This window comes from Janthinobacterium sp. NFX145, from assembly GCF_049810325.1.
GTDB classification, from domain to species: Bacteria; Pseudomonadota; Gammaproteobacteria; order Burkholderiales; family Burkholderiaceae_D; genus Janthinobacterium; species Janthinobacterium rivuli.
Genome location: NZ_CP187360.1, coordinates 4,653,004 through 4,679,338, shown reverse-complemented (window position 1 = coordinate 4,679,338; position 26,335 = coordinate 4,653,004). Strand labels below are relative to the sequence as shown.

Sequence of the window (26,335 nt, the reverse complement as noted above, 5' to 3'; positions counted from 1 at the left end):
TGATTATTCAATGATTTAGCGTTTTTATCAACTACTCTGTCTTATTTGGACAATTGATATGGCACTTCGATCACGGCGCACACGCCGGACGGTTGATTTGGCGTAATGGTCAGGCTGCCCTCATCGCCATGCAGCAGCTTCAGGCGCTCGCGGATGGTGGGCAAACCGAGGCCCGTGCCATCGCTGGGCACCACGCCAAAGCCGAGGCCGTCATCGGTCACCGTGACGCGCAGCTTGCTGTGCGCCACTTCGGCCACGATGCGCAGGGTGCCACCTTCCGGTTTGACTTCCAGACCGTGCTTGATGGCATTTTCCACCATCGATTGCAGCATCATGGGCGGGAAGGCGGCGCTGCGCAGGCCATCGGGAATCTGGAAGTCGACGGTCAGGCGTTCTTCCATGCGCATTTTCAGCAGGTTCAGGTACGCTTGCACCATGTCCGCTTCGCGGCCCAGGTTGGTAATCAGGGCGTTGTCGCGCATTTGCGGCAGCACGGCGCGCAGATACTGGATCAGGCTGCGCTGCATCTTGGCCGCGCGCGGCGGGTCGACCTGGATCAGGTGTTCGACGGAAGCAAGCGTGTTGAACAGGAAGTGCGGCTCGACTTGCGCCTGCATCATCTGCATCTTTGCTTCGCTGAGCTGGCGCTGCATGGATTCCCGTTCGGCCGCCTCATTCGCCGTGACGGTTTCCGCTTCCGCACGTTTCTTGCCGCCAACCAGGGCTTTCATGGCGAACAGGGCCAATACCAGCAAGGATACAAAGCTTTTGAACCAGGTCGAGGCTTGCTGGTGATAGCGCGAGACTTTTTGTTCCGCCGCATCATCGACCGCTTCTTCGATGGCGTTCGACAACTCTTCACCGATTTGTGGCGGCAATTCGATGTGGACTTCTTCGCCCGAGGCATTCGTCGTTACTGGATAGCTGGGCTTGGCAGGGGCGGCCGGCGGCTCCGGTGGTTCCGGCGGCACGGCACTGGCTTGTGCGTCCGCCTCGGCGGCATCGGCCGGCTCGCTGGCTGCATCGGCCGCGCTGCTGCGCCGGTTCTTGCTGTTGCGGGGATTGAAGTGAATCCCCGTATCGTCGATCAGGATATTGGTTTCACCCGAACCCTTGCTGCTGCGTTTATGCGACTTGATGACTACTTCTTCGTCCGGACTGGACGAGAACAGCTCATCTTGCAAAATGGAACCGGCGATCAGGGCCAGCGCAGCGAACAGGAAGAATTTCCACCAAGACAGTTGGGTGACCCAGGTCGTCGTCGCGTCGAATGCCCGTTGCAACCAAGCGAGGATGGTTTTCAACAAGTGGGGCAGGCTGGAAATCGGAAGCATGGGAGCACTTTCAAATACAAGAGTTAATCGACGCGGCGGGCAAGTTTAACCCCTTGTTGAGTAGCGTCAGAGTCTGATGTTGCCACTGTGCCTAAAGACCACGAACTACGCCAGCCGATTGCGACAGGCTGCACAAAAAGGCGCTTGAAGTGAAGACTATGCTTGCTGGGCGGTGAGGGAGGGAAAATAGCCCTTGCGGGGCACGCGGAGCAGGGCTATAATTCGCCCCCTCGCTGAACGACGCATGCAAATGCCGAGTAAAGCAGGGTGAAAAAAGAAGGTTGACGAAATGCTGCAAACGCTTCATACTCTTCCTTCTTCGCAGCTGACAAACACAACGCTTTGTCGATAGCGCGAAAGTAGCGCCGAATACAGTTCTTTAACAATTAACAGTCGATAAGTGTGGGCATTTGATGTAAGTGCAGCAGCGATTTTCGGATCGCTGTAAAACTTAAAATATCAAATGTTCACAAGAAATAATGAAATAGGATACTTCTTCGGAAGTAGCCTGTCAGTTTTTTGAGTGAGCGACCCGTCGCAAGACGGTGCCGGTAAAACGGCAAAGTAACAGAGATTAAACTGAAGAGTTTGATCCTGGCTCAGATTGAACGCTGGCGGCATGCCTTACACATGCAAGTCGAACGGCAGCACGGAGCTTGCTCTGGTGGCGAGTGGCGAACGGGTGAGTAATATATCGGAACGTACCCTAGAGTGGGGGATAACGTAGCGAAAGTTACGCTAATACCGCATACGATCTAAGGATGAAAGTGGGGGATCGCAAGACCTCATGCTCGTGGAGCGGCCGATATCTGATTAGCTAGTTGGTAGGGTAAAAGCCTACCAAGGCATCGATCAGTAGCTGGTCTGAGAGGACGACCAGCCACACTGGAACTGAGACACGGTCCAGACTCCTACGGGAGGCAGCAGTGGGGAATTTTGGACAATGGGCGAAAGCCTGATCCAGCAATGCCGCGTGAGTGAAGAAGGCCTTCGGGTTGTAAAGCTCTTTTGTCAGGGAAGAAACGGTGAAAGCTAATATCTTTTGCTAATGACGGTACCTGAAGAATAAGCACCGGCTAACTACGTGCCAGCAGCCGCGGTAATACGTAGGGTGCAAGCGTTAATCGGAATTACTGGGCGTAAAGCGTGCGCAGGCGGTTTTGTAAGTCTGATGTGAAATCCCCGGGCTCAACCTGGGAATTGCATTGGAGACTGCAAGGCTAGAATCTGGCAGAGGGGGGTAGAATTCCACGTGTAGCAGTGAAATGCGTAGATATGTGGAGGAACACCGATGGCGAAGGCAGCCCCCTGGGTCAAGATTGACGCTCATGCACGAAAGCGTGGGGAGCAAACAGGATTAGATACCCTGGTAGTCCACGCCCTAAACGATGTCTACTAGTTGTCGGGTCTTAATTGACTTGGTAACGCAGCTAACGCGTGAAGTAGACCGCCTGGGGAGTACGGTCGCAAGATTAAAACTCAAAGGAATTGACGGGGACCCGCACAAGCGGTGGATGATGTGGATTAATTCGATGCAACGCGAAAAACCTTACCTACCCTTGACATGGCTGGAATCCTCGAGAGATTGAGGAGTGCTCGAAAGAGAACCAGTACACAGGTGCTGCATGGCTGTCGTCAGCTCGTGTCGTGAGATGTTGGGTTAAGTCCCGCAACGAGCGCAACCCTTGTCATTAGTTGCTACGAAAGGGCACTCTAATGAGACTGCCGGTGACAAACCGGAGGAAGGTGGGGATGACGTCAAGTCCTCATGGCCCTTATGGGTAGGGCTTCACACGTCATACAATGGTACATACAGAGCGCCGCCAACCCGCGAGGGGGAGCTAATCGCAGAAAGTGTATCGTAGTCCGGATTGTAGTCTGCAACTCGACTGCATGAAGTTGGAATCGCTAGTAATCGCGGATCAGCATGTCGCGGTGAATACGTTCCCGGGTCTTGTACACACCGCCCGTCACACCATGGGAGCGGGTTTTACCAGAAGTAGGTAGCTTAACCGCAAGGAGGGCGCTTACCACGGTAGGATTCGTGACTGGGGTGAAGTCGTAACAAGGTAGCCGTATCGGAAGGTGCGGCTGGATCACCTCCTTTCTAGAGTTTGCACGAATCAGAAATGATTCACGCATCAAATGTTCACACTTATCGGCTGTTAATATAAAGAACAGCATTTGGGGCTGTAGCTCAGCTGGTTAGAGCACCGTGTTGATAACGCGGGGGTCGTTGGTTCGAGTCCAACCAGCCCTACCAGTTTCTGTAGTCTGGAAATACCCATAGGGGGATTAGCTCAGCTGGGAGAGCACCTGCTTTGCAAGCAGGGGGTCGTCGGTTCGATCCCGTCATCCTCCACCAAAAGTTCAAACGTAAATCAGTGTTGAGTTCAACACCGGGATTTAGGTTTGGTCTTTTCGAGATCAAGTGCTGTATGTTCTTTAACAATCTGGAAGAAGTAAAGATTATTTATTGATCGGTTTGCCGTAAAAAGCGAATCGATGGGTAATGATTGTATGTATCAACAAACAAGCAACAACGTTGTACTTTCTTATCCCTGTAGCGCTCTTTCATTATGTAAATGATGAGAGGCTAACGTTATAGGGACAAGCGAATAAGTGCACATGGTGGATGCCTTGGCGATTACAGGCGATGAAGGACGTAGTAGCTTGCGATAAGCTGCGGGGAGTGAGCAAACACACTTTGATCCGCAGATTTCCGAATGGGGCAACCCACCCTTTTAGGGTATTGCATACTGAATACATAGGTATGCAAGGCGAACGCGGCGAACTGAAACATCTAAGTAGCTGCAGGAAAAGAAATCAACCGAGATTCCCAAAGTAGCGGCGAGCGAAATGGGAAGAGCCTGTACGTGATAGTCGGACTGATAGAAGAATCCTCTGGAAATAGGAACCGTAGCGGGTGATAGTCCCGTATTCGAAATCAGACCGGTGATACTAAGCGTACGACAAGTAGGGCGGGACACGTGACATCCTGTCTGAATATGGGGGGACCATCCTCCAAGGCTAAATACTCGTAATCGACCGATAGTGAACCAGTACCGTGAGGGAAAGGCGAAAAGAACCCCGGAAGGGGAGTGAAATAGATCCTGAAACCGTGTGCATACAAACAGTAGGAGCGGACTTGTTCCGTGACTGCGTACCTTTTGTATAATGGGTCAGCGACTTACATTCAGTGGCAAGGTTAACCGCATAGGGAAGCCGTAGAGAAATCGAGTCCGAATAGGGCGATCAGTCGCTGGGTGTAGACCCGAAACCAAGTGATCTACTCATGGCCAGGATGAAGGTGCGGTAACACGCCCTGGAGGTCCGAACCCACTAATGTTGAAAAATTAGGGGATGAGCTGTGGGTAGGGGTGAAAGGCTAAACAAACTTGGAAATAGCTGGTTCTCTCCGAAAACTATTTAGGTAGTGCCTCAAGTATCACCATCGGGGGTAGAGCACTGTTATGGCTAGGGGGTCATTGCGACTTACCAAACCATTGCAAACTCCGAATACCGATGAGTGCGAGCTTGGGAGACAGACGTCGGGTGCTAACGTCCGGCGTCAAGAGGGAAACAACCCAGACCGCCAGCTAAGGTCCCAAAGATTGGCTAAGTGGAAAACGAAGTGGGAAGGCTAAAACAGTCAGGATGTTGGCTTAGAAGCAGCCATCATTTAAAGAAAGCGTAATAGCTCACTGATCGAGTCGTCCTGCGCGGAAGATGTAACGGGGCTAAGCCAGTCACCGAAGCTGCGGATATCCTTTATTGGATATGGTAGGAGAGCGTTCTGTAAGCCTGCGAAGGTGTCTTGTAAAGGATGCTGGAGGTATCAGAAGTGCGAATGCTGACATGAGTAGCGATAATGGGGGTGAAAAGCCTCCACGCCGTAAGCCCAAGGTTTCCTGTTCAACGTTCATCGGAGCAGGGTGAGTCGGCCCCTAAGGCGAGGCAGAGATGCGTAGCTGATGGGAAGCAGGTTAATATTCCTGCACCGTCGTATGATGCGATGGGGGGACGGATCGCGGAAGGTTGTCCAACTGTTGGAATAGTTGGTTTTTGGCTCATAGAAGGCACTTAGGCAAATCCGGGTGCGGAATTCAAGGGGTTGAGACGAGTGAATTTATTCACGAAGCAATCGGAAGTGGTTCCAAGAAAAGCCTCTAAGCTTCAGTCATACGAGACCGTACCGCAAACCGACACAGGTGGGCGAGATGAGTATTCTAAGGCGCTTGAGAGAACTCGGGAGAAGGAACTCGGCAAATTGGTACCGTAACTTCGGGAAAAGGTACGCCCCGGTAGCTTGATTGGTTTACTCCATGAGGGTGAAAGGGTTGCAATAAACTGGTGGCTGCGACTGTTTAATAAAAACACAGCACTCTGCAAACACGAAAGTGGACGTATAGGGTGTGACGCCTGCCCGGTGCTGGAAGATTAAATGATGGGGTGCAAGCTCTTGATTGAAGTCCCAGTAAACGGCGGCCGTAACTATAACGGTCCTAAGGTAGCGAAATTCCTTGTCGGGTAAGTTCCGACCTGCACGAATGGCGTAACGATGGCCACACTGTCTCCTCCCGAGACTCAGCGAAGTTGAAATGTTTGTGATGATGCAATCTACCCGCGGCTAGACGGAAAGACCCCATGAACCTTTACTGTAGCTTTGCATTGGACTTTGAACCAATCTGTGTAGGATAGGTGGGAGGCTTTGAAGCGGGGACGCTAGTTCTCGTGGAGCCAACCTTGAAATACCACCCTGGTTTGTTTGAGGTTCTAACCTTGGTCCGTTATCCGGATCGGGGACAGTGCATGGTAGGCAGTTTGACTGGGGCGGTCTCCTCCTAAAGTGTAACGGAGGAGTTCGAAGGTACGCTAGATACGGTCGGACATCGTGTTGATAGTGCAATGGCATAAGCGTGCTTAACTGCGAGACTGACAAGTCGAGCAGGTACGAAAGTAGGACATAGTGATCCGGTGGTTCTGTATGGAAGGGCCATCGCTCAACGGATAAAAGGTACTCTGGGGATAACAGGCTGATTCCTCCCAAGAGTTCATATCGACGGGGGAGTTTGGCACCTCGATGTCGGCTCATCACATCCTGGGGCTGTAGCCGGTCCCAAGGGTATGGCTGTTCGCCATTTAAAGTGGTACGTGAGCTGGGTTTAAAACGTCGTGAGACAGTTTGGTCCCTATCTGCCGTGGGCGTTGGAAATTTGAAGGGGGCTGCTCCTAGTACGAGAGGACCGGAGTGGACGAACCTCTGGTGTACCGGTTGTCACGCCAGTGGCATTGCCGGGTAGCTAAGTTCGGAAGAGATAACCGCTGAAAGCATCTAAGCGGGAAACTTGCCTTGAGATGAGATTTCCCAGAGCCTTGAGCTCTTTGAAGGGTCGTTCGAGACCAGGACGTTGATAGGCTGGGTGTGGAAGTGCAGTAATGCATTAAGCTAACCAGTACTAATTGCCCGTACGGCTTGTCCCTATAACCTTAGCAGGTACAGAGGATAAGACGGTACAACGTTGCGTGTGTGTTGATACTACCAGTCATTACCCCAATCTTTGCTTCTTCCAGATTCAGGCTTTGTCGTCCGACAGGAGACAAACGCCAGTACAAGTTATGCCTGATGACCATAGCAAGTTGGTCCCACCCCTTCCCATCCCGAACAGGACCGTGAAACAACTTTGCGCCGATGATAGTGCTGCAACCAGTGTGAAAGTAGGTTATCGTCAGGCTTGTTATTCGAAAAAACCCCTTCCGGTGATCCGGTTGGGGTTTTTTTACGTCCAATGATTTATGCATGGCATCGATCGCGTGCTACCTTGAAAGGGATATCTTGTCTGCTGTGCATACACTGGAACAATTACGCGCCGGCCAACTGGCTGGCCTGCGCCGTCTGAAGCTGTCCTGCGGCTTGACGGACTTCCCCCGCGAAATCTTCGACCTGGCCGACAGCCTGGAAATCCTCGACCTGTCGGGCAATGCGCTGTCCACATTGCCCGACGATTTGCCTCGCCTGCACAAGCTGCGCATCATCTTTTGTTCGGATAACCTGTTCACCGTCTTGCCGGCCGTGCTCGGTTCCTGTGCTGCGCTGGAAATGATTGGTTTCAAGGCGAACCGGATCGACCACGTGTCAGCCGCAGCCTTGCCATCCAGGCTACGCTGGCTGACCCTGACGGATAATTGCATCGAGTTCATGCCGGATGAGCTGGGCAAGTGCTGGCAATTGCAGAAACTCATGCTGGCGGGAAATTGCCTCGAGAGCTTGCCGGCGACGTTGGCGAATTGCCATCGGCTGGAACTGGTGCGCATCGCCGCCAACCGTTTCACGGCGCTGCCCGACTGTCTGCTGTCTTTGCCACGCCTGAGCTGGCTCGCGTATGCGGGCAATCTCTTTACGGAGGCGCGTGAGCTGGCGGCCCTGGCCGGTACGGGGGCTGCGGGCGTGGCATGGCAGCGCCTGGAACTGGCGCAGCAGCTGGGCGAGGGTGCATCTGGCGTGATTTACCGTGCCCGTTTGGATGGCGTCGATGATGTCGCCGTCAAAGTGTTCAAGGGCGCGATGACCAGCGATGGCTTGCCGCGCAGCGAAATGGCCGCCTGTGTCGGCGCCGGTGCACACGCTGGCCTGATTCCCATCCTGGGCACGCTCGATGCGCACCCGCAAGGGGCGCTGGGTCTCGTCATGCCGCTCATCGATGCCGCCTTCCGCAACCTGGCCGGTCCGCCCAGCCTGGCGTCATGCACGCGCGACGTGTATGCCGATGGTGTGCGCTTTGATCCTGAGCAAGCGTTGGCCATTGCCCATGGCATCGCCTCGGCCGTGTGCCAGCTGCATGCGCACGGCATCGTGCACGGCGACTTATATGCGCACAATATCCTGCATGCGGACAATGGCGCCTGCCTGCTGGGCGACTTTGGCGCGGCGTCGATGTTTGCGCCAGGCTCGCCGCAAGGGGAGGTGCTGCAGGGCATAGAGGCGCGCGCCTTTGGCGTGCTGCTGGGCGAGCTGATCGCGCATGGTGCGACGCCCGTGCCCGCCCTGCAGGCCATGCTGGAAGCTTGCCTGCAGGAAGAGATATTGCGACGGCCCAGGTTCGACGCGATCGAACGGGCCTTGCGGGACATGCTCCCCGCATAAAAAAATGGCGCAGCCTTCGCAGGCTGCGCCATTTTTATTTCAGGCTAGCAAGATTTAGCTTGCTGCCAGGATTTCTTTTTCCGGCAGGGCAATCTGGTTGTCGACGCTGAACTGGTAATCCTTGAAGACGTGTTCGGCCGTCAGGATCTGGTATTCGCCATTCTCCAGCTTGTGCGTGGTGTCCTTCAGGCGATACGTGTAATGGCCGCAGGTCCAGCAGTTGAAGTTGCGCATGTGCGTGCACAGGCAAGTCTTGTCCATCACGACGACGGTTTTTTGTTCCGGATGGGCCGCCACTTCGCGGTTGTACGAGTTGATGTACGCGCAGTTGCCCGTCGCGTCGAGCAGGTAGCCATACGATTCGCAGCCTGGACGGATGCCGGCGCCGATGGCGGGCGTGTTCTTCAGCATGCGCATCGGGTAGCCCGTCGGCGAGACGCCATTGACGATGATGTCTTCTTCCGATGCCTTGTAGTATTCCTGCTTGACCTTGTTTGGCAAGCCGCATTCATTCGTGACGGTAAAGCGCGTCGCCACTTGCACGCCAGCCGCGCCCGCTTCCAGGAAGGAGACGGCATCGCTGCCCGTGAAAATGCCGCCAGCGGCGATCAGCGGGATGTCCAGCTGTTCCGTTTTCAGGTAGGCCAGCAGTTCCGCGGTGATCGTGTGCAAGTCGTAATTGGCCCAGTCCATGCCGAAACCCAGGTGGCCGCCGGCCAGGGGGCCCTCGACGATGATAAAGTCGGGCAAGCGGTCCAGCTTGGCGTTCTTGCGCAGGAAAATTTGCAAGGCGCGCACGGACGAGACGATGATGCCCAGCTTGGCATCACGGAAACGTGGATGGTCGGCCATCAAGGCGAACGAGCCGAAGTGCAAGCCGGCGGACAGGGTGATGCCGTCGATGCCGGCGTCCAGCGCCGCATTCAGGCGCACGCGCAAGGTTTCGCGCGGGCCGTTCATGGTCAGCTTTTCCATGCAATTGACGAAGATCAAGCCATCGCCTTTTTTCGCTTCCATGGTGCGGCCGATATGCAGGCGCTGCGCTTCCGCCAGGCGGCCCAGGTCGAACTGCACCACGGCCTTGTCGCTGTTATTGATGTTGAACTTGTACAGTTTCGTCTTGTCTTTGACGAAGGTGGTGTCGAAACGGCGATCCGACACGTCTTCCACCATGGCATCGGAGATATGGCCGATACCGTTCAGCCGGGCCGCTTCCAGGGCCAGCTCCGACGTGGAAATATCCACACCCATTCCGCCTATCATGATGGGCACATATTCTTTTTTGCCAAATCGCAGGCGGAAATCATCAACACGTTTCATTGCTATCCTTAGACTACCGTGGTTATCACTGAGCCAGATGTACGGTCAAGCCCGCTGCCGGTCGGGCGCGCGGGCGCATGTAGCTGTGCGCAGCTTCAATTCTACCCCAAGCGGGCAGACGCTCCGAGGCAGCTTGCCGCCATGCCGGCGCAAGCGCAGGCCGGAGCATGCGCAGCATCGAAATTAATCGCGGAAATTATTAAATTCCAGCGGCATGTCGGGCACGTCCTTGCGCAGCATGGCCATGGCCGCCTGCAGGTCGTCGCGCTTGGCGCCCGTGACGCGCACGGCTTCGCCCTGGATGCTCGCTTGCACTTTCATCTTGCTGTCCTTGATGACGCGCACGATTTTCTTGGCATCATCCGATTCGATGCCATTCTTGATCTTGATGATCTGCTTGACCTTGTCGCCGCCGATCTTCTTGATGTCGCCTTCGTCGAGGAAGCGCACATCGACCTTGCGTTTGGTCAATTTGTTGGTCAGCACGTCGCGCACCTGGCTGAGCTGGAATTCCGAGTCCGCAAACGCGGTCAATTCGTTCTCCTTGTGCTCGACGCGGGCATCGCTGCCCTTGAAGTCGAAGCGCGTCGTGATTTCCTTGTTGGATTGCTCGACTGCATTCTTGACTTCGATCATATCGGCTTCGGAGACTACATCAAATGACGGCATGGTCTGTTCCTTTTCTTGTTAAAGCGAGCGCACGCTCGGTGCGCTGGGCCTTGGCGGCTGATTCCGCGCCATGGGACGGCCCTGTTAAAGATGCGACATTTTAACGGACAACGGACGGCCTGCCCTTGTCTTGCGCTGGTTTTTTGTCGGTTTCACTCTATAATCGAACAAAATAATCGCTATCCCATGTCTGCAGAGCTCACCATCGAACACAATTACTCCCTCCAGCGCCTGAATACCTTCGGCATCACGGCCAACGCGGCCGCCTACGTACGCATCACTTCGCAAGCGCAATTGCAGGCCGCGCTGCAAGATCCGGCCCTGAGCAGCATGCCGCGCCTGATTCTGGGCGGCGGCAGCAATATCGTCCTGACCGGCGACTTTCCCGGCGCCGTGCTGCACATGGCCACGCGCGGCATGCGCCTGGCGCAGGCAGATTTCGAGACCATACTCGTCACGGCCGCGGCCGGCGAAAACTGGCACGATTTCGTGCAGTGGACCCTGGCGCAGGGCGTCGGCGGGCTGGAAAACCTGTCCTTGATCCCCGGCACGGTGGGCGCGGCGCCTATCCAGAATATTGGCGCGTATGGCGTTGAAATCAAGGATTATCTGCATAGCGTGAGCGTCATGCACAGCGCCAGCGGCATCGTCTTCGACATGGATCGCGACGCTTGCCGCTTCGCTTACCGCGACAGCATCTTCAAGCAGGCGGACGGACGCGAGCTGATCGTGCTGGAAGTCACGTTTGCCTTGCCGGCCGAATGGCAGCCAAACTTGCGCTATGCGGAGCTGGCGCAGGCCGTGGCCGAGCGCAATCTTGCCGAGCCGACGCCGCAACAGGTGGCCGACACGGTGATGGCGATCCGCCGGCGAAAATTGCCGGACCCGGCCGTGATCGGCAATGCGGGCAGTTTCTTCAAGAATCCGGTGGTGTCGAAGGAGCAATGTCTTGCTTTGCTGGAACGTTTCCCTGCGCTCGTGCACCATGCGCAGCCCGATGGCACGGAAAAGCTGGCGGCCGGCTGGCTGATCGATCAGTGTGGCTGGAAGGGGAAAAACCTGGGGCCCGCGGGAGTGTATCCCAAGCAGGCGCTGGTTCTGGTGAATAATGGCGGCGCTCGTGGCGCGGACATTACCCGGCTGGCGACAGCGATACAGGATGATGTAGAGGCGAAATATGGCGTGCGCCTGTCGCCCGAGCCTGTGTTTGTCTGATTAACCGAAGTGGCAGACGTAGTCGACGGTTTCGATGGTTTCAATATCGAAATAGCTATTGCCCGGGATACTGAATTGCGTGCCCGCGCCATAGCTGTTCCACTCGCTTGCATCGGCCAGGCGTACCTTGCACAGGCCGCTGACGATTTCCATGATTTCCGGCGCGCCCGTGTTGAAGCGCAACGATGACGCGAAAATCACGCCCACGCTTTTCTTCGTGCCATCGGCCAGGATGACGTTGTGCGAGACGCATTTGCCGTCAAAGTAAATATTCGACTTCTTGACGACGCTGACATTGTCCAGTTGTGTGCTCATGCTTCACTTTCCTTGCTGTTAAAAATCAGTCCTGGACGTCATCGGCGCTCAGCACGCTGTTGCGTCCGCCGCGCTTGGCCGCGTACAGGGCCTGGTCCGCGCGGTTGATCAGTTGCTCCACCGTCGAGTCCGGCGACGGCACGACGGTGGCCACGCCGATCGAGATGGTGACGATGCCCTTGCTGGCTGCAGGGTTTTCGATCTGCAAGCCTTCCAGGTGGCGCCGGCACGCTTCGGCGATCAGCAGCGCGCCGGCCGCTTCCGTTTCCGGCAGGATCAGGGCGAACTCTTCGCCGCCGTAGCGGGCAGCCAGGTCGGCCGGGCGTTTCAAATGTTCCGTCAGTACGGCGGCGACTTTTTTCAGGCCCAGGTCGCCCGCCAGGTGGCCGAAACGATCGTTATAGCTCTTGAAATGGTCGATATCGCAAAACAGCAGGCTCAACGGCGTCTTGTCGCGCTGGCCCCGCTGCCATTCGAATTCCAGGGTTTCATCGAAGCGGCGGCGGTTGGCGATGCCCGTCAAGCCATCGAGGGCGGCCAGTTTCTGTAATTCAATATTCGCGTCCGCCAGATTTTTTTGGCTTTCGCGCAGGAAACGAAAAGCCTGGTCGCGCTGCAAGCGGCTGATGTGCGCGTTGGAATGGTAGCGTATGCGCGCCAGCAACTCCAGGCGGTCCGGCAGTTTCACCACATAATCGTTGGCGCCGACGGAAAAGCTGTGCGCCTTCAGTTTCGGGTCATCCTTGGCCGACATCACGATCACGGGCACATGCGCCAGCGCCGCGTTTTCGCGGTACAGCTGGATCAGGGAGAAGCCGTCGATACCCGGCATCACCAGGTCTTGCAGGATGACGGTCGGTTGCAAGCGCAGCGCCGTGTCCAGCGCCTGGGTGGCGTCGGTCGCGTAATGAAATTCGATATCCTGCTGGTCGCTGAGCATGCGGCGGACTGCCTCGGCAATGATCAACTGGTCGTCCACCAGCAGCACGCTGACCTTGAATTCGGTCAATGCGGGCTCAGGCTGGGTGAAACTGGAGGAGAATTCTGGCATTGCATTCTTTTCAGATGTTAGGGGAGGACTCCCACCCATTGTTGAGTTTGGCGCCCAGGCGGCTGCGCAGGCTCGCGCCTATTCTATCCAGAGGCAGGATTTGCTGCGCCGCATCGAGTTCGGCCGCCGCGCGCGGCATGCCGTACACGGCGCTGCTGGCCTGGTCTTGCGCGATCGTCGTCTTGCCGGCGCGGCGCATGGCCAGCAAGCCATCGCCGCCGTCGCGCCCCATGCCTGTAAGCAATACCCCGATGGCCTCGCCGCGCCAGTGCTGCGCCACGCAGTTGAAGAAGACATCGACGGACGGGCGGTAAACATAGTCGCGTGGTGCTGCATCGTAACCCAAACGATAATTTTGATCTAGCAGCAGGTGATCATTGGTCTTGGCGATCAGTACCGTGCCGGACATCAGTTCGTCGCCTTCGGCGATCACGCGCACGGGCATGCTGAGCTGGTCATCGAGCCATTTGGCGAAGTGCGAGGCGAAGGTTTCATCGATGTGCTGCACCACCACGATGGCGCAGCCGGGCGGCGCCGTCCAGCCGGACAGCACCTTGGCCACGGCCGACGGCCCGCCCGTCGAGGCGCCGATGGCCACCAGGGTCGATACCTGGCCTTCGCCCCGTTCGCCGCCATTGCCGTTCGTCTGGCGCGGCGGCGGTGCTTCGGCGCTGTGGCGTATCAGCTTGCCGATGGTCTTGATCTTGGCCAGCAGTTCGCTGTCGCCGCCCACTTGTCCCTGCAGCACGGGCGTGGCCGTGACGTCGAGCGCACCGGCGCCCAGCGCGCGGAAGACCTGGTTGACATTGTCTTGCGGGCGGCCCGTGACCACCAGGATGGCGCACGGGCTTTGCTCCATGATCAGGCGCGTCGCCTCGACGCCGTCCATCTCCGGCATGTTCAGGTCCATCAGGATCAGGTCGGGGCGGTTGCCCTCGCACATGCGCACGGCTTCGAGCCCCGTGCGGGCAATCCACAGCACCTGGTGTTCCTGCGTGCTGGCGACCACGCGGCGCAGGGCTTCGGCGGCCATGGGGACATCATTGGCAATGGCAATTTTCATGAAGTACAACTCATAAGCGGGCATCTCCTATCAGGTCGGCCACCGCGTCGAGCAAGGTCTCGTCGTGGAAGCTGCCTTTGGTCAGATAATAGTCGGCGCCGGCGGACAGGCCGCGCGCGCGGTCTTCCGGACGGTCCTTGTACGACACGATCATCACCGGCAGCTTGTGCAGGTGCAGGTCCTTCTTGATCAGCGAAACGAGTTCGATGCCATCCATGCGCGGCATGTCGACGTCGGTGATCACCAGGTCGTATTCTCCGCTGCGCACCACGTTCCAGCCGTCGATGCCGTCGATGGCCACGTCGACGTCGAAGCCGCGCGCCAGCAGCAGCTTGCGCTCCATCTCGCGCACCGTCAGCGAATCGTCGACGACGAGGATGCGCTTGGCGCGGCGCTGCTGCGCGTGGCCCGCCTGCGCCAGCTGGTGCAGGCCGCCCTCGTGCAGCAGCTTTTCGATCGACAGCAGCAAATCGGGCACGTCAAGGATCAGCACCGGCTCGCCGTCGTCGAGCAGGGCGGCGGCGGAAATGTCGCGCATTTTGCCGAAGATCGGGTCGATCGCCTGCACCGCCAGGCTTTGTTCGCCGCGGATGGCGTCGACCACCAGCGCATAGCTTTGCTTGCCGCGCCCGATCACCACCACCGGCAAATCGTCGGCCTGGCTGGCCGCTTCGCCCAGCTCCAGCACCTGCGCCGCGGACACCAGGCCCAGATGTTCGCCCTTGAGTTCAAAGAACTGCTTGTTTTCCAGGGTATGGATGGCCGCTTGCGGCACGCGCACCACGCTTTCCACCTTGACGATGGGGATGGCGTAGGCTTCGCCCTGGATGTCGATCACCAGCGCGCGCACGATCGATTGCGTCAGCGGCAGGGTGATCAGGGCGCGAAAGCCCCGTCCCGGCTCCGATTCCAGGCGCACCGTGCCGTTTTGCTGGCGTATCGTTTCGTGCACGATGTCGAGGCCCACGCCGCGCCCGGACAATTGATTCGCCTTTTCCTTCAGGCTGAAGGCGGGCAGGAACAAAAACTCCAGCAATTCGCCGGGCGACAGCGCGGCGGCCATGGCGGGGCTGGCCATCTTGCGCTCGATGACGGACTGGCGGATTTTCTCCAGGTCGACGCCGCGCCCGTCGTCGCTGATCTCGATGCTCAGCATGCCGGCGCGGTGGCGCGCTTCCATGCGTATCGTGCCCAGCGCTTCCTTGCCCGCGTCGATGCGCTCGTACGGGCCTTCCATGCCATGGTCGATGGCATTGCGCAGCATGTGGTTCAGCGGGCTTTCGATTTTCGCCAGGATGTCGCGGTCGACCAGGGTGTCTTCGCCTTCGATCTCCAGCTGCACTTCCTTGCCCAGGCTGCGCGCCAGGTCGCGCACCATGCGCGGGAACGCGTGGATCCCGTCGCGGAAAGGGCGCATGCGCAGGGCCAGCACTTCGTCGACCATGCCTTGCGAGACGGCCAGCAAGCGCCGCTCATAGGTTTCGATGTCGGCGATGTGTTCGAGCATGAACTGCTTCAGGGGCTGCGTCTTTTGCAGCGCCAGCAGCGACTTTTCCATCAGGCCCGCGTCGCCCGAGCGGGCGATGGCTTCGTGCAGGTGCTCGATGGCGGAAAACAGGCTGCTCTGGTTGCGCTTGAAGCGCTGCAGCGCGCCGATGAACGGGTGCATCTGGTGTGCGTTGATGCGCGATTCGCTGGCCAGCGACAGCAGTTTGTCGAAATTTTGCGCCGCTGCCTTGGCCGGGGCGGCACCCGCACGCGGCGCCAGGGCGGCCGTTTCCTGTTCATCTCCCGCCAGGCCGCTGGCCACGGGAGCCTGCGCTTCAGCCACCGGCGGCGGCAAGGGCGCCGCTGCCGAGGGCAGGGCCGGCAATTCGGGCAGGTCGGCGATGCCGGCGATGGCGTTCAGGGTCTGGTTGATCTGCGCCGCATTCGCGGCCAGCCACGCTTCGGCGCCCGCGTCGTCCAGGCGCGACAGCTGCACGATCAGGTCGACGCCCGACAGCAGCACGTCGACCCGCTCCGGCGTGAGTTTCAAGCGGCCGTGCTGGGCGGCGACAAAGCTGTCTTCCATGCCGTGCGCCAGCTGCACCACCACCTGCAGGCCGACGATGGCGGCGGCGCCCTTGATCGAGTGCGCCGCGCGCATCATCGCTTCGACGGCCGCCGCGTCGCCTGCATGGCGCTCCATGGCCAACAAGCCGTCGGTGAGAATCTGGGTCTGGCTGTCCGCCTCCATGCGGAACAGGTCCAGCATGGAAAAGGCACTCAGGTCGCCGTGCTGGTCCTGGCTCATCGTAATAGTCTCGCAAGTTGAAAGCCGATCAGCGCCGTGTCGAGGCAGCCGATGCGCAGGTCGCCCTCGGTGATCACGCCCGACAGATAGCGCGACAGGCCCTTGTTGATGGTGGCCGCCGGCGTTTGCACGGCGCCCGACGCGTAGCGCACGATGCCGTGCAGGTCGGCCACGGGCAGGGCGTAGGCTTGATCTTCCCAGCGCATCAGCAGCAGGCGCGCGAACGTGTGGCGGCCCTTGGCCGGCGGCGCGCCCTGTTCGTCGATGCCCAGCAAACTGGCCAGCGACATGCACGGATACAGCTTGCCGCCGATATTGACGATGCCCGCCAGGCCGCGACCGCTACGGTGCGGCAGCACGTGCGGCTTGGCTTGCGGCGCCACGGAGTCGAACACGCGCGTGGGCAGCGCCAGCCATTCGCGGCCGATGCGAAACACCAGCACCGAGCTGTCGCGCACTTCGCCGCCCGCATCGATCTGGCGGAAGTGGCTGGCCCAGTCGCGCCGGTAGTGCTCATCCACGGGCCGCTGCAGGTTGCGCTGGGCGGCGCCCGCATACACGTCGCAATTACGGCAATGTACGTTGGCCGGCAGCCTGGGGCAGCTCTGGTCGCCGACCACGCCGATATGGTTCCAGCAGTCGTCGATGGCGGCGGGGGACTCGGTGGCGATGAGGTTTGTCATGCTTGCCCCTTAGTTGGACGCCTGGCGGCGCTGGTAGATGCGCGCCGCGCGCGCCTTCAGGGTGGCGGCGGCCGTGTGGTTGCCATTGCGTTCAGCCAGCAGCGACAGGTGGCACAGCGCTTCGTAATGGTCCGGCTGCAGGTAGATGCAGCGGCGCCAGTAATCATCGGCCAGATCCATCTTGCCGGCCAGTTCATTGATGATGCCCAGCATGAAATACGCTTCCGCCGCCTCGGGCGTTCGCGCCAGGTGGGCGTGGCATTTTTCACCCGCCTCGCGCAGCTGGCCACGGTCGGCCAGCAGGCGCGCCTCGGCCAGCAAATCGGCCTGCGCGGCTTGCGCGGCGGGCGCCGGCGATGGCACGGACACGGGACGCGTGCGCAAGGCCGCTGGCGCAATGGGGGAGGCGGGAGCGGCAGCGCGCCTTGGCGCGGGCGGCACGCTGCGCAAGGGCAGTGGCGCCACCTGCACCGGCCCGGCCGGCGCCGCCGTTTCCTTCTTCAGGGCGAAAGCCTGGCGGAACTGCAGCGTCGCAAAGCCGTTCTGGCAGAACGACGGCACTTCCGCATAGCCAGCCAGCAGCATGCCGTCGTCGGCCAGCAGGGCGGACAAATTCTCGATGGCGGCGCGCGTGGTCGGCTTGTCAAAGTAGATCAGCAAGTTGCGGCAGAAGATGACGTCGTAGTGGCGGCTGTAGGTGGCCGTGTCGAACTGCAGCAGGTTGCCTTGCCTGAACGTCACCTGTTCGCGCAAGGAGTCGATGATGCGGTAGGAGTCATCGGCCACGTGCGTGAAATAGCGCTCGCGAAAGGCCACGTCCTGCGCGCGGAAGGCGTTGCGGCCATAGATTCCCGCCTGCGCCCGCTCGATGCAGCCGGGGCTCAGGTCATAGGCGTCGATGCTGAACGCCTGTCTCGGCACGCCGCCGTCGCGCAGCGCCATGGCCATCGAATACGGTTCCTCGCCGCCCGCGCACGGAATCGACAGGATGCGCGTGGCGCGCCCCCTGGCCCAGCGCTCCTGCACCAGTTCGACGGTGGCGTAGAAGGCCTGCGGGTCGCGGAACAGCCATGATTCCGGCACCACCACCAGTTCGATCAATTGCGTCATTTCCGCCGGCGTGATGGCGTGCAGATAGGCTTCGCTGTCGGAAAATCCTGTTTGCTCCATGCGCTGGCCGACGGCCCGCTCGGCCACGGACTTGGAGACGGACAGGCCGGTGGCGCGGCGCAGCAGGGCTTGCGCTGTCATGCCGCGCTCCCGCCCTGGAACAGCAGCGCGCGCACGTCCGGCGGCAGCAGGTGCTCGAGTTCGACCAGTTGCACGATGCCGTCGGCGTCGCTGGCCACCTGGCCCAGGAAGGGCGCCGTCGCCACGCCGCTATCCTCGAGCTTTTCCGCAGCGATGTCGGCGATGCCGCGCACCTGCGTGGCCATCAAGCCCAGCGCATGCGTGGCGCCGCCGGGCGCGCGGTAGTCGACGATGACGATGCGCGTGTCGAATTGCGCAGCGGCGGCCGGCAGCCCGGCCAGGCGCGACAGGTCGATCACGGGCACGGGCGTGCCGTGCAAGTCCATCAGGCCGGCCACGTAGTCTGGCGTGAGCGGCAACTGTTTCAGCTCCAGCAGCGGCAAGACGCGCACGATGCCGGCCAGGGGCAGGCCATAGCGGTCGCGTCCGATGTGAAAGAGCAGCACTTTCATGGGATCAGATGGTGACGGCGAAGGTCGACACGCTCGACTGCAGGTCGCCCGCCGCATATTGCAGCTGGTGCACCGCCTCGCTGGTGGCTTTCAGCGATTCCACCGTCTGCTGGGTGGCGTCGTTGAGCTGCATCATGGTGTCGGAAATTTGCGAGGCGCCGATCGCCTGCGACTGCATGCCTTGCAGCACGGCGTCGAATTGCGGCGTGAGTTTTTGTACCTGGTCCATCACGGACGACAATTGTTCCGCCACTTGCCGCACTTCGCCCACGCTGCGGCGAATTTCTTCCGAGAATTTATCCATGCCCATCACGCTGGCCGAGACGGCCGACTGCATTTCCTTGAGCATTTGCTCGATATCCCAGGTGGAAACGGACGTCTGGTCGGCCAGGCGGCGGATTTCCGTCGCCACGACGGAAAAGCCGCGGCCCGCCTCGCCCGCTTTTTCCGCCTCGATGGCGGCGTTCAGCGAGAGGATGTTGGTCTGGTCGGCCACCTTGGTGATGGTGATCAGTACGCTATTGATATTGCTGGCTTTTTCCGACAATGCCGCCAGCTTGGCGTTGATTGAATCGGTGGCCGAGACCATGTGCTGCATGGTCGAATCCATGCGCTTGAGGTTGTTTTGCGCTTCGGCCGTGGCATTCGTCGTGTAGTCGGCCACGGCGGTGGCGTCTTCCATGGTTTTGAGCAACTGGCTCGTGTTAGCCGAGATTTCCTTGGTGGTGCTGAGAATTTCCACGCTTGTTTGTGCCTGCTCAATGCCCGTCGCTTCCTGCTGGCGTGCCGAGGCGGCGATTTCCGTGGCCGATGTCGTCACCTGGATGCCGGCTTTTTGCACGTTGTTGAGCAGGCTGCGCAGGTTTTCAAACATCTTCGCCAGGCCGTTGCCCAGCTGGCCGATGGCGTCGCTGCCCGTGATGCCGACCTTGCCCGTCAGGTCGCCCGAGGCCGCTTTCGACACCACTTCCAGCAGGGAATCGACCTTGGCCCGCAAGCTGTTGGTGGCGGCCAGTTCGTTGGCCTGGTTGTCCTGAATGGTTTGCGCCATGCGGTTGAATTCTTCCGTCACCTTGCCCAGCTCGTCGCGCGAGAGGATGGCGGCGCGTGCGCTTTGCTCGCCGCCGGCGATGCGCCCGACGGCATCCGTCAGATTGTTCAGCGGGCCGAGGATGGCACGGCCGAGCAGGTAGGAAATGCCCAGCGCCAGCACCACGCACAGCAGGCCGCCCAGCGCCAGGGTCAGCAGCATGGTTTCCTGCAATTTTGTCGAGGTGGCCGTGCGTTCGGCCAGCAAGCGGGTTTCCTCGGCCGCCGCTTCGTCGAGCAGTTTGTTCGCTTGCGCGACGGCCGGATAGCCGGTCGGCGGCATGGTGCGCGCCACCGATTCCGTGGCGCCCGGCGCGTTGCCCAGCGCGCGGCGTTTTTCGATCAGGGGAGCGATCCACTCCTTGACCCAGGTGGCGGTCAGCGCGTCGATCTTGCGGAAGCGCTCCGACTGCACCTTGTTGTCGACCGTCATGGCGACCGCTTTTTGCGTGTGCTGGCTCAGCATTGCCGCCTCGTCCGTTTCCGGCGTCAGCGATGTTTCATTGCCGGTCAGGATGAAACCGCGCGCTTCCACCTGGATTTGCAGGATGGAATTGTGAATCCTGTCGATCTCGACCAGCACTTCCATCGTGTGGCGGTCCCAGGCATTGGCTTCCGACAGGCGCGAAAAGCTGTTGTAGGCCACGCCCAGCAGTATCAGGATGATGACCACGATGGAGCCGAAGCCCAGGTACAGTTTATTCTTGATACTCAGGTCTTTGAACATGGGAGGGCTCCGGAAGCGGGAAGGTCAGCACAATTGCACTGTAGCATTTTGCCATGCGGACAGCAAAATGGGGGGGCGTACCGGGGTGTAAATCGCGGCAGAGTGCGCTGCAAACGGAAAAAGCCGCCCGTGGGCGGCTTCGGTGGATGCGGGAGATAGTGCCTCCCGGCAACTAATTACTTCTGGCCACGCTTTTCGCGGGCGATGGCGGCGATGCGCATGCGCAAGGCGTTCAGCTTGATGAAGCCGCCGGCGTCGGCCTGGTTGTAGGCGCCGCCGTCTTCGTCGAAGGTGGCGATGTTCATGTCGAACAGCGAATCCGTCTTCGAATCGCGCGAAACGACGATAACATTGCCCTTGTACAGCTTGATGCGTACCCAGCCGTTCACGGTTTCCTGCGTGTGGTCTATCAAGGTTTGCAGGGCGACGCGCTCGGGCGCCCACCAGTAGCCGTTGTAGATCATCGACGCGTAGCGCGGCATCAGGTCATCTTTCAGGTGAGCCACTTCGCGGTCCAGCGTGATCGATTCGATGGCGCGGTGGGCTTTCAGCATGATGGTGCCGCCCGGGGTTTCATAGCAGCCGCGCGACTTCATGCCGACGTAGCGGTTTTCCACCAGGTCCAGGCGTCCCACGCCATGCTTGCCGCCCACTTTGTTCAGTTCGGCCAATACGGTGGCAGGCGACATGCGCACGCCGTTGATGGCGACGATATCGCCTTTTTCGTATTCGATGTCCAGGTATTCCGCTTCGTCCGGGGCGTTTTCCGGGCTGACGGTCCAGCGCCACATGGTTTCTTCCGCTTCGGCGCTCGGGTTTTCCAGGTGGCGGCCTTCAAAGCTGATGTGCAGCAAGTTGGCGTCCATCGAGTACGGCGCGCCGCCGTTCTTGTGCTTCATGTCGATTTCGATGCCGGCGTCTTCCGCGTACTTCAGCAGTTTTTCGCGCGACAGCAGATCCCACTCGCGCCATGGCGCGATGATTTTTACGCCAGGCTTGAGGGCGTAGGCGCCCAGTTCGAAACGCACCTGGTCGTTGCCCTTGCCGGTCGCGCCGTGCGAGATGGCGTCGGCGCCCGTGGCGTTGGCGATTTCGATCAGGCGCTTGGCGATCAAAGGACGGGCGATCGAGGTGCCCAGCAGGTATTCGCCTTCATACACGGTGTTGGCGCGGAACATCGGGAAGACGAAATCGCGCACGAATTCTTCGCGGACGTCTTCGATATGGATGTTTTCCGGCTTGATGCCGAACTTGATGGCCTTGGCGCGCGCCGGTTCCAGTTCTTCGCCCTGGCCCAGGTCGGCCGTGAAGGTGACGATTTCGCACTGGTAGTTATCTTGCAGCCACTTCAGGATGACGGAGGTGTCGAGTCCGCCGGAATAGGCCAGGACTACTTTTTTAATGTCGCTCATATTGCTTCCAGTTGTCGTTGTCGATGTATGTGTTGCGATGCTGCCGGGAGTTCTGCAGTTCCAGGCGAATTATTGGATTTTACCGAGTAACAGGTATTCAATCAGCGCTTTTTGCACGTGCAAGCGGTTTTCCGCCTCGTCCCACACCACCGATTGGGGGCCGTCGATCACTTCGGCGGCCACTTCCTCGCCGCGGTGGGCGGGCAGGCAGTGCATGAACAGGGCGTCGGGCGCGGCGCGGGACATCTTCGCGCCATCGACGATCCAGCCGTCGAAGGCGGCGATGCGGGCCGCGTTTTCCGCCTCGTAACCCATGCTGGTCCACACGTCCGTGTTGACCAGGTGCGCGCCCTCGCAGGCGTCCGACGGGTTGGCGAAGAAGGTGTAGCGTTCGGTCTTGACTTGCGCCAGGTCGATGTCGTAGCCCTTCGGCGTCGACACGTTGACGTGGAAGCCGAACACTTCGGCCGCCTGCAGCCACGAGTACAGCATGTTGTTGGCGTCGCCGATCCAGGCGACGACCTTGCCGGCGATCGAGCCGCGGTGTTCGATGTAGGTGAAGATGTCGGCAAAGACCTGGCAAGGATGGTGTTCATTGGTCAGGCCATTGATCACCGGCACGCGCGAATTGGCGGCGAAACGCTCGATGATTTCCTGGCCGAAGGTACGCACCATGATGATGTCGCACATGCGCGACATGACCTGGCCCGCGTCTTCCACCGGCTCGCCGCGGCCCAGCTGGGAATCGCGCGTGTTCAGGTAGATGGCGGCGCCGCCCAACTGGTGCATGCCGGCCTCGAACGACAATCGCGTGCGGGTCGAGTTCTTTTCAAAGACCATCACCAGGGTGCGGTCGATCAATGGATGGTAGATTTCATAGTTCTTGAACTTGCGCTTGATCAGATGGGCGCGTTCGATCACATATTCATACTCTTCCAACGTGAAATCGGAGAACTGGAGGTAGTGCTTGATCGGTTTTTTTGTCGACATAATGACCACTTGAAGATGCGCAGGCCGCCGGCGGCGTGCCTTTCCCGCCGGGTTGCATCAGCGTACAACATCTCGTCTGATGACTGCCTCGCCCGGCGCGCTGCTGTGTTGATCGGTGCCCGTGCCTGTTTGTCGCACGGGTCGATGCGGTTTGCCAAGTTGTAAATCATGCAATGGCAGGGACTTCAGCCGTTCAATTATAAGGGTTTTGCTTTTAGATTGGAAAGACTGGCCGGACGCGTACTTGTATAGGCAAGCCTGCGCCCGGGCAAAGGGTGGGAATTAATAGATGCTAATAGATGCTGGCGGGCGCGGCGCCGTCCAGCTGCGGCGCTTCCAGCGGCAAGTCGAGGGTGAAGCGCGTGCCGGCGGGGCTGCTGGCCACCTGGATGGTGCCGCCCAGCAGGGCCGTGACGATGTTGTAGCTGATCGACAAACCCAGGCCGCTGCCACCCTGGCCCAGCTTGGTGGTAAAGAAGGGGTCGAAGATGCGCGACAAATGCTGTTCGGCGATGCCGCCGCCATTGTCCTCGAAGACGATGTGCACGCGCGCCGCCTCCATAGTGGCGGACAAACGCATGCAGCCCGTGCCGGCGCCGCCATCGTTGGGCGCGGGGGCGAAGGCGTGCAGCAGGGCATTGTTGATCAGATTGGTGATCACCTGGCCAAACGGACCCGGATAGCTGTCCATGGCGATGCCGAAGGCTATCTCCACTTCGATGCGGTGGCCCGAACTGCGGATGCGGTTCATGACGGTGGCGATGATTTCATTGCTTACTTGTTGCAAGTCAAACCGGCGCCGCTGCTCGGTGGTGCGGTCGACGGCTACCTGCTTGAAACTGTTGACCAGGTCGGCCGCGCTGCGCAGGCCGCGCATCACCAGCGCCGACGCCTTGCCCGCATCGTCGATGAAGGCGGCCAGGTCCGAGCGGCGCAGGCCGGGACCGTTCATCAGGCGTTCCACGTCTTCCGTCTTTTGCTGCATGGTGCTGGCGATTAATAAACTGTTGCCGATCGGGGTATTGAGTTCATGCGCCACGCCGGCCATCAAGGAGCCGAGGGCGGCCAGTTTTTCCTGCGATACCAGTTGCGCCTGGGCATCTTGCAGCTGCCGGTAGGCGCTGGCGTTGTCGAGCGCGATGGCGCCATACGCGCACAGGGTGCGGAAGATCAGCCGCTCGCGTTCGCCATACGCGTTGGCATGGCAGGCTTGCACCGTCATCACGCCCAGCACGCGCTCGCCCACCGTCAAAGGCACGTACAGCACGCTCTGGTTGTGCAGGGTGCCGGGCACCGTGTAGGCGTGGCGGCGCGGCGGCACCTGGTCTATATACACTTCGCGCCGGCCCAGCAGGCAGCGCACGGAGTAGGCGCGTGGATTGTTCAGTGGAATGGCGTTGTCGGACAGGGGCCGACCCGCTTCCATGCCATGCGCGCGGCGCAGCGCCGTGCCCGCCGCGTCGAGCATGTAGACGGCGAAAGTGTTGACAGGTAGCAAGGCATGCACATGGCGGTCGAGCACCTGGAATACGGCGCTGGCGTCGAGGTGGGTGGTGATTTCCTGGCCGATGGCCGATAGGCGTTCCAGGGTGTCGCTGGTCTGCTGCAGCACTTCGGCGCGGCGCGCTTCGGAGGCGGCCAGTTCGCGGTGGTGATAGCCTTCCGAGCGCGCATGTTCCGTCTGGTGGTAGACCTGCATGGCGGTGGCGCGGTTGCTCGCCTGCTGGGTGTGGCTTTTTTCGCGCGCCATGCCCGCATCGAGGGCGATATCGTAGGCGCGCGCATAGTCGCCCGCATGCGCGTATTCGCGCGCCAGCGCATCGAGCAGTTCGCCAGGCGGCGAATAGCCGTCGATGGAGGCGGCCACCTGCAGCGCCTGGTGCAGGAAATGCAGGGCGGGATTGCGTTCCAGCATGCCTGCGGGCGGCGGCAGCTCATGGCGCGCATGCAGCATGGACAGGACGCGCAGCGCCGCCACCTGGTGCATGGCGTCGCCTTGCGCGGCGGCCAGCTGGCAAGCCCGTTCGGCCGCCTGCAGCGCTTCGTCCGGACGATCCAGGTAAGACAGCGCGTGGGCGCTGCCGCGCTGGGCCATGCTGCGAAAATCGGCCTGGCCCAGCGCTTCGGCCCGCTGCGCCAGCCGGCTGAAGGCATCGAGCGCCGTGTCGTAGTCGCCCTTGTCCAGGCTCAGTTCGCCCAGGTGGAACAGGGCGTTGGCATAGGTGCGCGCGCCCGACATGGGCGCCAGCAGGTGCAGCGCCTGGCGCAGCAAGTCTTCGGCCGTGGCCAGACGTCCCAGCTTGCGCATGGTTTCGGCCGTATGCGTCTGGCAGGCGCCGATGCTGCGCGGCCAGCCGGTGGGACGCGCCAGATCCAGCGCGCACTGCATCCATTCGAGGGCCGATTCGTTGTCGTTAAGGCTGGAAAAACAATCGCCGATATTGATGGCGGCCGTGATCGCGCCGCGCAGCTGGCCGCTTTCCAGCGCCGCTTCATAGCTTTGCATGTAGTGGCCGGCGGCCGTGCCCAAGTCGCGCGAGGTGTGCGCCAGCAAGCCGCGGAAGTCATGCACCCAGGCAGCGAGCGGCGCGGGCAGCTTGCCGCTGGCGCCGTCGGCCTGGAATGCGGCGCCCCAGCGCGCCTGGGCGGCCGGCGCATCGCGCAACACGGCCCAGCGCGCCGTGGCCGCGTCGGCCAGGCTGGCGCGCATCGCATCGCCGGCGCTGCGCGCCTGCTCGGCCGCGGCCAGCAGTTCGGCATCGCAGCGGGCATGGTCGCCCCGGTCGACGGCAATCGAGGACAGCAGCCAGTGCGCATCGGCGCAGGCGGCGCCGTCGCCGTGCGCGCACAGGATGGCGTGCGCCGCCATGGCCATGCTTTCGGCCGCATCGAGCGCCCCTTGCAGCCAGGATACTTCCGCCTGCACCAGTTGCAGACGCGCCTGCGCGATGGCCAGGGCGCGGTCCGGCAGTTGGGCCTGGGGCAGCAAGGCCGCCGCTTCGGCCGCATGGTGCAGCGCCTGCGCGCAGTTGCGCTGGCGCAAATGCCATGCCAGCAGCATCAGCAAGGGCAGGCGCTCCAGGGCGCGCAATGGCCGCAGTGTGTCTTCCCACTGTGCAATGTCATGTTCGAGTGCGAACATTTCCATCCGAAATCTCCCGCAAGGCGATGGTGTTGGCCCGCGGCCAGTGACACCTTATTGGATCGCATTGTAAGCTGCATTCGGATGCAGTTGTTTGGCTGACTCGACAGTATTTTTTGCGCATACCCGTTCGGACCGCGCAAAGCAGGCGGGGCGTGCACCAGCCCCTGCCGGCTGATGCA

The 26,335-nt window shown here is 60.2% G+C and carries 16 protein-coding genes, 2 tRNA genes and 3 rRNA genes; 7 read left to right on the top strand and 14 right to left on the bottom strand.

The window, feature by feature from the left end; genetic code table 11:
• Positions 1-41: 41 nt before the first annotated feature.
• Positions 42-1,334 carry a sensor histidine kinase gene (locus ACPJXG_RS20905; RefSeq protein WP_425252221.1) on the bottom strand — a complete coding sequence of 431 codons (1,293 nt, stop codon included), beginning with the start codon at positions 1,332-1,334 and terminating at the stop codon, positions 42-44.
• 576 nt (positions 1,335-1,910) lie between these two features.
• On the opposite strand from ACPJXG_RS20905, the gene ACPJXG_RS20900 reads away from it, so the two are divergent.
• The 6 genes from ACPJXG_RS20900 to ACPJXG_RS20875 all read left to right on the top strand — a co-directional run bounded on the left by ACPJXG_RS20900 (position 1,911) and on the right by ACPJXG_RS20875 (position 8,478).
• A 16S ribosomal RNA gene (locus ACPJXG_RS20900) occupies positions 1,911-3,441 on the top strand.
• Positions 3,442-3,520: 79 nt separating this feature from the next.
• Positions 3,521-3,597, top strand: a tRNA-Ile gene (locus ACPJXG_RS20895).
• A 26-nt stretch (positions 3,598-3,623) separates the two neighbouring features.
• Positions 3,624-3,699 (top strand) — tRNA-Ala (locus ACPJXG_RS20890).
• 243 nt (positions 3,700-3,942) lie between these two features.
• Positions 3,943-6,818: ribosomal RNA gene (locus ACPJXG_RS20885) — 23S ribosomal RNA — on the top strand.
• A gap of 138 nt (positions 6,819-6,956) precedes the next feature.
• Positions 6,957-7,069 (top strand): 5S ribosomal RNA (gene rrf, locus ACPJXG_RS20880).
• The 16S, 23S and 5S rRNA genes sit together here with 2 tRNA genes alongside, the layout of an rRNA operon.
• A gap of 110 nt (positions 7,070-7,179) precedes the next feature.
• A complete protein-coding gene (locus ACPJXG_RS20875; protein WP_425254775.1) occupies positions 7,180-8,478 on the top strand; it encodes a leucine-rich repeat-containing protein kinase family protein in 1,299 nt (432 codons plus the stop codon).
• 54 nt (positions 8,479-8,532) lie between these two features.
• On the opposite strand, the gene ACPJXG_RS20870 is transcribed toward ACPJXG_RS20875, so the two are convergent.
• Complete coding sequence (locus ACPJXG_RS20870; RefSeq protein ID WP_425252220.1) at positions 8,533-9,798, bottom strand: nitronate monooxygenase; 1,266 nt, start codon at positions 9,796-9,798, stop codon at positions 8,533-8,535.
• 183 nt (positions 9,799-9,981) lie between these two features.
• Entirely contained in the window at positions 9,982-10,467 is a 486-nt protein-coding gene (locus ACPJXG_RS20865; protein ID WP_034759416.1) for a YajQ family cyclic di-GMP-binding protein, read from the bottom strand.
• A gap of 186 nt (positions 10,468-10,653) precedes the next feature.
• On the opposite strand from ACPJXG_RS20865, the gene murB reads away from it, so the two are divergent.
• Positions 10,654-11,682: a UDP-N-acetylmuramate dehydrogenase gene (murB, locus tag ACPJXG_RS20860; protein WP_425252219.1), complete on the top strand. Its 1,029-nt coding sequence runs from the start codon at positions 10,654-10,656 to the stop codon at positions 11,680-11,682.
• On the opposite strand, the gene ACPJXG_RS20855 is transcribed toward murB, so the two are convergent.
• From ACPJXG_RS20855 to ACPJXG_RS20805, 11 genes are all read right to left on the bottom strand, one after another.
• Positions 11,683-11,997, bottom strand: a complete 315-nt coding sequence (locus tag ACPJXG_RS20855; protein ID WP_425252218.1) for a pyrimidine/purine nucleoside phosphorylase — start codon at positions 11,995-11,997, stop codon at positions 11,683-11,685.
• A 25-nt stretch (positions 11,998-12,022) separates the two neighbouring features.
• Positions 12,023-13,048 carry a diguanylate cyclase gene (locus tag ACPJXG_RS20850; RefSeq protein ID WP_425252217.1) on the bottom strand — a complete coding sequence of 342 codons (1,026 nt, stop codon included), beginning with the start codon at positions 13,046-13,048 and terminating at the stop codon, positions 12,023-12,025.
• A 10-nt stretch (positions 13,049-13,058) separates the two neighbouring features.
• Positions 13,059-14,111 (bottom strand): chemotaxis-specific protein-glutamate methyltransferase CheB, encoded by a 1,053-nt coding sequence (cheB, locus tag ACPJXG_RS20845; protein WP_425252216.1) that lies wholly within the window; start codon positions 14,109-14,111, stop codon positions 13,059-13,061.
• 10 nt (positions 14,112-14,121) lie between these two features.
• A complete protein-coding gene (locus tag ACPJXG_RS20840) occupies positions 14,122-16,407 on the bottom strand; it encodes a hybrid sensor histidine kinase/response regulator (protein WP_425252215.1) in 2,286 nt (761 codons plus the stop codon).
• The gene (locus ACPJXG_RS20835) at positions 16,404-17,090 is read right to left on the bottom strand and encodes a chemotaxis protein CheW (RefSeq protein WP_425252214.1); all 687 of its coding nucleotides are present in this window, start codon (positions 17,088-17,090) and stop codon (positions 16,404-16,406) included. Before ACPJXG_RS20835 ends, ACPJXG_RS20840 begins: the two co-directional genes overlap by 4 nt.
• Before the next feature lie 9 nt (positions 17,091-17,099).
• Complete coding sequence (locus ACPJXG_RS20830) at positions 17,100-18,341, bottom strand: CheR family methyltransferase (RefSeq protein WP_425252213.1); 1,242 nt, start codon at positions 18,339-18,341, stop codon at positions 17,100-17,102.
• The gene (locus tag ACPJXG_RS20825) at positions 18,338-18,793 is read right to left on the bottom strand and encodes a chemotaxis protein CheW (protein WP_425252212.1); all 456 of its coding nucleotides are present in this window, start codon (positions 18,791-18,793) and stop codon (positions 18,338-18,340) included. Before ACPJXG_RS20825 ends, ACPJXG_RS20830 begins: the two co-directional genes overlap by 4 nt.
• Before the next feature lie 4 nt (positions 18,794-18,797).
• Entirely contained in the window at positions 18,798-20,609 is a 1,812-nt protein-coding gene (locus ACPJXG_RS20820) for a methyl-accepting chemotaxis protein (protein ID WP_425252211.1), read from the bottom strand.
• Positions 20,610-20,785: 176 nt separating this feature from the next.
• The gene (locus ACPJXG_RS20815) at positions 20,786-22,021 is read right to left on the bottom strand and encodes an argininosuccinate synthase (RefSeq protein ID WP_035825961.1); all 1,236 of its coding nucleotides are present in this window, start codon (positions 22,019-22,021) and stop codon (positions 20,786-20,788) included.
• A 69-nt stretch (positions 22,022-22,090) separates the two neighbouring features.
• Complete coding sequence (gene argF, locus ACPJXG_RS20810) at positions 22,091-23,011, bottom strand: ornithine carbamoyltransferase (RefSeq protein ID WP_139090833.1); 921 nt, start codon at positions 23,009-23,011, stop codon at positions 22,091-22,093.
• A gap of 292 nt (positions 23,012-23,303) precedes the next feature.
• Positions 23,304-26,153, bottom strand: coding sequence for an ATP-binding protein (locus ACPJXG_RS20805; protein WP_425252210.1), 2,850 nt, complete (start codon positions 26,151-26,153; stop codon positions 23,304-23,306).
• Between the last annotated feature and the right edge of the window lie 182 nt (positions 26,154-26,335).